This window comes from Acinetobacter sp. S4400-12, assembly GCF_024129495.1.
Lineage (GTDB): Bacteria > Pseudomonadota > Gammaproteobacteria > Pseudomonadales > Moraxellaceae > Acinetobacter > Acinetobacter lwoffii_C.
Genome location: NZ_JAMXYB010000109.1, coordinates 1 through 430 on the forward strand (window position 1 = coordinate 1; position 430 = coordinate 430).

The window sequence follows — 430 nt, forward strand, 5'->3', positions numbered from 1 at the left end:
TCAGCCCATTGTTATGGGCTTTTTTATACTTCTAAGATTTAGAAATTTCAGGCGAAAAAAAACAAGGTCATCGCCTTGTCTCTTTTGATGGTGGGGACGGAGAGACTCGAACTCTCACACCTCGCGGCGCTGGAACCTAAATCCAGTGCGTCTACCAATTTCGCCACGTCCCCATCAGGGTACCAACCCAAGGTTGGATTTTATAAACTTTGGCAGAGGATCAAGGATTCGAACCTTGACGAACGGTTTTGGAGACCGTCATGCTACCATTACACCAATCCTCTACTTCCACCCAGTATCTAGTGACCTAAATACTGTTGGTGGGGACGGAGAGACTCGAACTCTCACACCTCGCGGCGCTGGAACCTAAATCCAGTGCGTCTACCAATTTCGCCACGTCCCCAATGGCTGTGTATACTATAGGGATCAC

The 430-nt window shown here is 48.4% G+C and carries 3 tRNA genes; all 3 read right to left on the reverse strand.

From position 1 onward, the window contains the following. Positions 1 to 88: 88 nt before the first annotated feature. Positions 89 to 173 (reverse strand) — tRNA-Leu (locus NI461_RS14125). 37 nt (positions 174 to 210) lie between these two features. Further along, positions 211 to 284, reverse strand: a tRNA-Trp gene (locus tag NI461_RS14130). Positions 285 to 318: 34 nt separating this feature from the next. Further along, positions 319 to 403, reverse strand: a tRNA-Leu gene (locus tag NI461_RS14135). Positions 404 to 430: the final 27 nt, after the last annotated feature.